The sequence below is a fragment of the Burkholderia sp. genome (genome assembly GCF_018375725.1).
Lineage (GTDB): Bacteria > Pseudomonadota > Gammaproteobacteria > Burkholderiales > Burkholderiaceae > Burkholderia.
Genome location: NZ_JAHACR010000212.1, coordinates 1 through 7,538 on the forward strand (window position 1 = coordinate 1; position 7,538 = coordinate 7,538).

At 64.8% G+C, this 7,538-nt stretch carries 7 protein-coding genes; 4 read left to right on the plus strand and 3 right to left on the minus strand.

Annotated elements, in window-relative coordinates; all coding sequences use genetic code 11:
- Window positions 1-145, minus strand: a 145-nt coding sequence (locus KH616_RS18465; RefSeq protein ID WP_292249186.1) for a LysR family transcriptional regulator, incomplete at its 3' end; no start/stop codon positions are given.
- 136 nt (window positions 146-281) lie between these two features.
- On the opposite strand from KH616_RS18465, the gene KH616_RS18470 reads away from it, so the two are divergent.
- Entirely contained in the window at window positions 282-986 is a 705-nt protein-coding gene (locus KH616_RS18470) for an SDR family oxidoreductase (RefSeq protein WP_292249173.1), read from the plus strand.
- A 63-nt stretch (window positions 987-1,049) separates the two neighbouring features.
- Here the strand turns inward: KH616_RS18470 and KH616_RS18475 are convergent, their stop codons facing one another.
- A complete protein-coding gene (locus tag KH616_RS18475) occupies window positions 1,050-2,003 on the minus strand; it encodes a LysR substrate-binding domain-containing protein (protein ID WP_292249175.1) in 954 nt (317 codons plus the stop codon).
- Window positions 2,004-2,189: 186 nt separating this feature from the next.
- Here KH616_RS18475 and KH616_RS18480 point away from each other — a divergent pair, with 186 nt between their 5' ends.
- The 3 genes from KH616_RS18480 to KH616_RS18490 all read left to right on the plus strand — a co-directional run bounded on the left by KH616_RS18480 (window position 2,190) and on the right by KH616_RS18490 (window position 5,503).
- Window positions 2,190-3,311: a M20 aminoacylase family protein gene (locus tag KH616_RS18480; RefSeq protein ID WP_292249189.1), complete on the plus strand. Its 1,122-nt coding sequence runs from the start codon at window positions 2,190-2,192 to the stop codon at window positions 3,309-3,311.
- Window positions 3,312-3,385: 74 nt separating this feature from the next.
- Window positions 3,386-4,168 (plus strand): ABC transporter substrate-binding protein, encoded by a 783-nt coding sequence (locus KH616_RS18485; RefSeq protein ID WP_292249178.1) that lies wholly within the window; start codon window positions 3,386-3,388, stop codon window positions 4,166-4,168.
- A gap of 159 nt (window positions 4,169-4,327) precedes the next feature.
- Window positions 4,328-5,503 carry a porin gene (locus KH616_RS18490; protein WP_292249180.1) on the plus strand — a complete coding sequence of 392 codons (1,176 nt, stop codon included), beginning with the start codon at window positions 4,328-4,330 and terminating at the stop codon, window positions 5,501-5,503.
- Window positions 5,504-5,661: 158 nt separating this feature from the next.
- Here the strand turns inward: KH616_RS18490 and KH616_RS18495 are convergent, their stop codons facing one another.
- Complete coding sequence (locus tag KH616_RS18495; protein ID WP_292249183.1) at window positions 5,662-7,398, minus strand: filamentous hemagglutinin N-terminal domain-containing protein; 1,737 nt, start codon at window positions 7,396-7,398, stop codon at window positions 5,662-5,664.
- Window positions 7,399-7,538: the final 140 nt, after the last annotated feature.

Genomic DNA, 7,538 nt, shown 5'->3' on the forward strand with positions numbered 1-7,538 from the left:
CCAGATGCCGCACCTGTTGCGCGACCGCACCCTGCGTCACGCCGATCTCGTCCGCGGCAGCACGAAAATTCAGGTGCCGTGCGGACACCTCGAACGCACGAAGCGCATTGAGCGGCGGCAGGCGGCCGGGACGTCGCGGATTCATGGTAAGACTGTAGAAAATCTATCGGATGAAGGTAGAAATACTGGTTCGACAGCGGGCGTCGATGCGCCTACATTACCACCGATGCGCTCGACAGATTGAGGATGCGCGTTCATCAGGACGGAATGGAGAGCTTATCGTGACAGTAGAAAAAGTGGCGTTGATCACGGCCGCGGGCAAGGGCATGGGCGCGGCGATCGCGCGCGAGCTGGCGGCGACGGGTTATCGCGTTGCGCTGATGTCGCCGTCCGGCAGTGCGGCGAAGCTTGCCGACGAACTGGGCGGCTTCGGCATCGAGGGTTCCGTGACCGCGGACGCCGATATCGACCGGCTCGTGAGCGAAACGATGGCGCGCTATGGCCGCATCGACGCGGTCGTCAACAATACCGGGCATCCGCCGAAGGGCGATCTGCTGTCGATCTCCGACGACAGCTGGCACGCCGCGCTGGATCTGGTGCTGCTGAACGTCGTGCGCTTGATGCGTCGCGTGACGCCGATCTTTCAGGCGCAGGGCGGCGGCGCGGCGGTGAACATCTCGAGCTTCGCGGCGGTCGCGCCGGAGCAGCCGATGCCGGTATCGTCGACACTGCGTGCCGCGTTGGGTGCGTGGACGCGCCTGTACGCCGAGCGCTATGCCGCCGAGAACATCCGGATCAATGCGGTGCTGCCGGGCTTCGTCGACAGCTGGCCGGAAACGCCGGAGATCGTCGCGCGCATTCCGGCTGGCCGGTTCGGCAAGACAGAAGAGATCGCGAAGACGGTCGCATTTCTGCTGTCGGACGGCGCGGGTTATATCACCGGACAGAACATTCGCGTCGATGGCGGGATCGTAAAGGCGCTGTAAGCGATGTGATCCATCCGGCGCCGGCGTTCGGGCCGCGGGCGATGCGTTCGGGGCCGGCCGGCGTCAGACGAGCAGCGTCAGCGTCCGGAACAGGGCGAGATCCGCCTTCCGCGCCGATCGCGCATGGCGCCGGATCACCTGCATCAGACAATCGATGAAGCAGCGCGCCGCGCTGGAGAGCGTGCTGTTTCGGCGCGTGACGACGCCCAATTCGCGCGGCTCGAACGTTTCCTTCAGCGCGAGCGTGCGCATCCGGTCGCCGAACGGCGGCACGACGCTCAGGATCGTCGGGCACCACGTACACATATCCGCCTGTTCGAGCATCGTCTGCAGCATCGAAACCGACTGGGCGCGGACGATCCGTCGGTCGTCGATCTGTGCGCCGTGGCGCGTGAACAGGTAGTCGACGAGCGAGGCCTGACCGTCCGGCGCGAAATTCAGCACCCAGTCCTGATCGAGCAGTTCGTGAATCGAACGCGCATGCTCGCGCGCATGGCCCGCCCGCACCATCACCGACGTTTCATAAGTCAGCATCGGCTCGCAGGCGAACTCCTGCGCGGCCGCGCCCGGCTGCACCTGCCCGAGCGCGAAGTCCATGCTGCCGTCGCGCAGCAGCGGCTGGGCGACGGCCATCAATCCCTCGTACAACTCGAGACGCACATCGGGCATGCGCGTGCGAAACAGCCGCACTGTCTCGGCGAGAAACGTCATCGTAACCCACGGTGTCACGCCGACGCTCAACCGTCCTTCGACGCGGCCGCGCATCCGCGCGAGGTCGTTGTGCGCATGCTCGAGCTGGTTGAGCACGAGTTTCGCGTGCGTCAGCAGCGCCCGGCCGTAATCGGTGAAGCCGATCCCTTCCGGCGCGCGGACGAGCAGCGGCAGGCGCTCGCTCGCCTCCAGCTCGCGCAGCGCCCGTGTGACGGCGGCCTGCGACAGGCCGAGCGCACGTGCCGCCCCGCGAATGCTGCCCGCCTCCGCGCTCGCGACGAGCGCCTGCAATTGATGGAGTTTCATGGTGATCTACCCGACAACACACGGTTGTCATCATAACGAAACTGAGGCTGTTCTCCGGCATTTTCGCTGCATACGATCCAGCCACGATCCGCCATTCGGGCGATCGGCGGCAGCAGGAACCGAGGAGTGTCGTACGTGAAGCGTGATCAGTTTGTTTTACCCGAAATGGCGGCGATCGAGGCGGAGATGATCGCGCTGCGCCATCGCCTGCACGCCCATCCGGAGCTTGGCTTCGAGGAGCGGGCGACGAGCGATCTGGTCGCCGAATATCTGACAACGTGGGGTTATCGGGTCACACGCGGCCTTGGCGGCACGGGCGTGGTCGGCACGTTGACGCGTGGTCACGATGGACGCCGTCTCGGCCTGCGCGCCGACATGGATGCGCTGCCGATCCAGGAAACGACGGGGCTGCCGTATGCAAGCCGGATCGACGGCGTGATGCATGCCTGCGGCCACGACGGTCATACCGCCATGCTGCTGGCCGCCGCACGCTGCCTCGCCAATCGCGAATTCCGCGGCACGCTGAACCTGATCTTCCAGCCGGCGGAGGAAGGCCTCGGCGGCGCGAAGAAGATGATCGACGACGGCCTGTTCGTGCAATTTCCATGCGATGCGGTGTTCGCGATGCACAACGTGCCCGGCTTTCCGGCCGGCAAGCTCGGTTTCTGCAGCGGTCCGTTCATGGCCTCCGCCGACGAGGTGCGGGTACGCGTGACAGGACGTGGCGGTCACGGCGCTGCTCCGCAGACGACGGTCGACCCGATTGTCGTCTGCGCATCGATCGTGATGGCGCTGCAGAGCATCGTCGCGCGCAATGTGAGCCCGCAGGACATGGCGATCGTCACGGTCGGCTCGATCCATGCGGGCACCGTATCGAACGTGATTCCGCCGCATGCGGACCTGCTGCTGAGCGTACGCGCGCTGTCGCCCGACGTGCGCGAGCTTCTGGAGCGGCGCATCCGCGAGATCGTGCACGGTCAGGCCGGGAGCTATGGCGCGACCGCGGAGATCGATTACCGGTACGGCTATCCGGTGCTCGTCAACCACGACGACGAAACCGGGTTCGCGCGGCAGGTCGCGCTGGAAATGGGCGGCGAGGATGCGCTCATCGAGAATCTTCGGCCGATTGCAGCGAGCGAGGATTTTGCGTTCATGCTCGAAACGTGTCCGGGCAGCTACTTGTCGATCGGCAACGGCGAAGGCGCGGCGGGCTGTGCGCTGCACAACCCCGATTACGACTTCAACGACGCGAATCTGGTGATCGGTGCGAGCTACTGGGTCGTGCTGGCCGAGCGTTTCCTCCGTTGATGCGTTGTGTGTCGACGGGGAGGGGCGGTGTCGATACGCCGCCGACAATTTCGATTTACTTGAGGAGGCTGACGATGAAACAGTGGATGACGGCGCTCGTGGTGGCGCTGGCGGCGGGGGCGGCGCATGCCGGCGATTTCGCGGGCAAGGAGATTCGTCTGGCGGTCGATCCGACCTATCCACCGCTCGAATACAAGCTGCCCGACGGCAAGCTGACGGGCTTTGGCGTGGATATCGCGAATGCGCTGTGCGAGGAACTGCGCGCGCGCTGCGTGTGGGTGGAGTCGAGCTTCGACGGGATGATCCCCGGCCTGCTCGCGCGCAAGTTCGACGTGATCGCGTCGTCGATGACGATCACGCCGAAGCGGATGCAGCAGATTGCGTTCTCGAACAGGATCTCGAACGCGCCGGCGCGCCTCGTCGTGCGCAAGGGCTCGCCGCTGCTGCCGACCGCCGATTCGCTGAAGGGCAAGCGGGTCGGGGTCGAGCAGGGTTCCGCGCAGGCCGACTATGCGGTGGCGAACTGGCAGCGTGCCGGCGTGCAGATCGTGTCTTACCAGAACCAGGATCAGGTCTATACCGATCTCGTGTCGGGCCGGCTCGACGCAGCGTTCCAGGCATCGATCGCGGCGAGCGACGGGTTTCTGAAGAAGCCGCAAGGAAAGGACTTCACGTTCGCCGGTGCGGCGATCGACGATCAGAAGTATTTCGGGCAGGGCGACGGACTCGGGCTGCGCAAGGAAGATACGGCGCTGCGCGAGGCGTTCAATCAAGCGCTCGCGGCAATTCTCGCGAACGGCACGTATGCACGCATCAACAAAAAGTATTTCGACTTCGATATCTACGGCACGAAATGAGCCGCGTGCCTCGATGCGCCATTACGTGGCGCATCGAGGCGAGGGCGCGGCGTACCGGCCGGGGCAAGACGGAGAACGCATTGATGGCCTTGGACCTTGCCGATTGAATTCGAAAAGTCGACGAAATATAAATAAGGATCGCAAATGAAATGGAGACCGATGTCAGTCATCGCTTCGGCGATGCTGGGCGCGCCGATGCTCGCGTCCGCGCAAAGTTCCGTGACGCTGTATGGACTTGTCGACATGGGTGTCGGCTATACGAACAACGTTGGCGGTCACAGTGTGTGGCAGATGGCGAGCGGCTTTGCGCAAGGCAGCCGCTGGGGCCTGAAAGGCACCGAGGATCTGGGCGGCGGATACAACGCGCTGTTCCAGATCGAGAACGGCTTCAATGCGAACAGCGGTACGCTCGGGCAAGGCGGACGCGGCTTCGGCCGCCAGGCATACGTGGGCCTGGGCAGCCAGCGCTTCGGCACGGTGACGCTCGGCCGGCAATATGATTCCGTCGTCGATTATCTCGCGCCGACCACGGCGAACGGCAGCTGGGGCGTCTATCCGTTCACGCATCCGTTCGACAACGACAACACCGGCAATACATTCCGCGTCAACAACACCGCCAAGTATGCGAGCCCCGATTTATCCGGCTTCACGTTCGGCGGTACGTACAGCTTCAGCAACGACACCGGCTTTTCGAACAATCGCCAATGGAGCGTCGGCGCGCAATACGAACATGCCGGTTTGCTGGTCGGTGCGACGTTCCTGAACGCGAACAACCCGGGCTCGACATCGGGTGGCGCGATTGCGGGCTCTGGCTCGCTCGGGGCCGATGCGAATTTCGTGTCGTCGCACTTGCGAATCTTCGGCGCGGGCATCAATTACACGCTCGCGCAGGCGACCGTCGGATTCGCCTACACGAACAGCAACATCAGCCAGCCGAGCGCGAACGTCGGTTACCTGTACGGCAACGAGACGATCCAGCCAATGACGGGGCCGCTCGCCGGCGGGGCCGTGACATCGTTGAAATATCAGAACTTCGAGGTGAACGGCCGGTATCAGGTGACGCCGTCGTTCTTCGTCGGCGCCCAGTACGTGTACACGCTTGCCCGCTACGAAGCGACGACGGGCAGTGCGAAGCCGAAGATCCATTCGATCGGGCTGATGGCCGATTACACGCTGTCGCAGCGGACCGACATCTATCTGATGGGCGCGTACCAGAAGGTCGCGGGCGACGCGACAGGGTCGTCGCTAGATCAGGCGTTGGTGGCGGGGGCTCCGGATCTGTCGTCGTCGTCGAAGCAGGTGATGGTTCACGCGGGGATTCGCCATAAGTTCTGAGGGCGAGCGGTATCGGGACACTTGCCTTGATGTATTGATGTCGCGAGTCGTTCCGTGGTCGCGATAGACGCTGGCGGATCGCATGACGCGATCCGCCAGACGCGGCCGATTCAATGGCGGCCGGGCTCAGGTGCGCTCAGGCGCAATCGCAGTGGCGGTCATGCCCTGGATGCAAACGCCGGGTTGAACACGATCGGCTGACCGAACACCGGGGGCATCCACGTCACGCCAAACGGAGAGTACGCTGCTGGCCGTGGGAGCATATATCCCGGCGGCGGGACGAACGTCGGCCGAACCGGTGCGAATGAGATCGGCGGAATGTACACCGGCGCCAAGCCGGACATCATCGGCGGAAACACCATCATCGGCGGGATGGGTTTGGCGATCGGCGTGGCGGGCTTGCTCGCGACCGGCGGAATAATTTCCGGTTGAGCGGGCTTATCCGCAACGATCGGGGGCACCGTGGGCGTAACAGGCTGACTCGTGACGGCCGACGCGGCTTCCCCAGACGCCGGACGCGTCATGTATTCAATGACGTCGCCTGAATTGAGCACGCCGCCCATCCGCGTGATCTTGCCGTAGCTGCTGACGCGGCCTCCTTTTTCGTTGCGCAGGGCGCCCATGATGACCATGTTCCGGTCGGCATGCATGCTGCCGCCGTTGCTTACGCCACTCATCGCGGTGATCGTGCCGCCGCTGGCGATACGTCCGTCGCCGCCGTTGCGCAAGCTGCCCGTGACGGTGACGCTTTTGCCGCCTCGCATCTCGCCGTCATTGATGACATTGCCCATCGCGGCCAACGATTCGTCGGCGCGTATACGGCCGGTGTTGGTCGTCGCGCCCATCAGACTGGCCGAACCGACATCGACAGTGCCGCTGTTCGCGACCGCCTGCTGCGCGACGAGCGTGCCGCCGGTCATGGCACCGGCGTTGTCGAGGCGGCCGCCGATCGATACGTTGTGCCCCGCGACATGCCCGCTGTCCTGCACCCTGACCACGCCGCCTGACGACATCGTGATGCCGCCCGTCAGCGCGTCGATCTTGCCCGCGACATTGACGCCCACGCCCGCCGACGTGCCGTACATCGTGATCGCGGACGCATGCATGCTGCCGAGCCTGGACACGTCGATCGCGACGTCGGGCAACGGGCCGATCGTCTCGCCGACGAACTGGTGACTGCCGGATTGCTCGATTTGCGCGGTGCCCTGCTGCGCGACCGCCACGAGTCGACGGGCCTGCAACGCGGCGTTGACCTTGAGGCTGCGCGAAACCAGATCGAGCTGATCGACGTTGCGCGCATCGAGTCCTGCGCCGTCGATGACGAGGCGGCCGTTTTCCGTCCGGAATTGTGTGATGTTGCCGTTGTCGTCGAACTCCGTGGTGCCGGCGACGAGCGACACGCGGCTCGTATTGACGAAGCTGCCGCCATTGACGCTGATCCCGTTCGGGTTGGCGACGATCACGCGCGCATTCTGCCCGGCCACTTCCGTCGCGCCCGCCAGCACCGATGCATTGGCGCCCGTTACCTGATTCAGGATGATCGCGGCGGACTGGCCGCCGAGCAGCGGATTGCCGTCGATCCTGCCGGCGAGTTGCGTGTCGGATGTCGTGGCGCTGTTGTTCAGCACGAGGCCGGCCGCATTGACGTTGTAGTCGGTAAAGCGGTTATGGGAGACGCCGGCGCTGTCGGGCGCCGTGATGTTGACGATCGGGGTGCCGTTGGCCGCCGCCGCGAGGCCGGGGCGATTCGCCGTGCCCGGATCGACGGTGAGCGGCGCTTGCGCGTACGCATGGTGCGCGGCGAGCAGCGGCAGCGCGACCGCGGCTGCTGCGACGAGCGTGCGGCGCGTGCCGGGCATGGCCGAATTCCGGCACGGTTGTGTGGTGTGTTTCATGGCCTTCTCGATGGGTTGAGGTACGGATACGGGCGCGGTGTCGGCCGCGCCGATGCGGCCGTCGCGCGGATCGGCCTGCGAATGCGGTTACATGGCGGTTTCCTCCATAACGAACGACAAACGGCCTGCGTGCGGCATGT

Bases quoted from the DNA above. Each gene is read 5' to 3' on its own strand.
- KH616_RS18485 (WP_292249178.1), top strand. From the start codon at position 3,386: ATGAAACAGTGGATGACGGCGCTCGTGGTGGCGCTGGCGGCGGGGGCG.
- KH616_RS18480 (WP_292249189.1), top strand. From the start codon at position 2,190: ATGATCGCGCTGCGCCATCGCCTGCACGCCCATCCGGAGCTTGGCTTC.
- KH616_RS18490 (WP_292249180.1), top strand. From the start codon at position 4,328: ATGTCAGTCATCGCTTCGGCGATGCTGGGCGCGCCGATGCTCGCGTCC.
- KH616_RS18495 (WP_292249183.1), bottom strand. From the start codon at position 7,398: ATGAAACACACCACACAACCGTGCCGGAATTCGGCCATGCCCGGCACG.
- KH616_RS18475 (WP_292249175.1), bottom strand. From the start codon at position 2,003: ATGAAACTCCATCAATTGCAGGCGCTCGTCGCGAGCGCGGAGGCGGGC.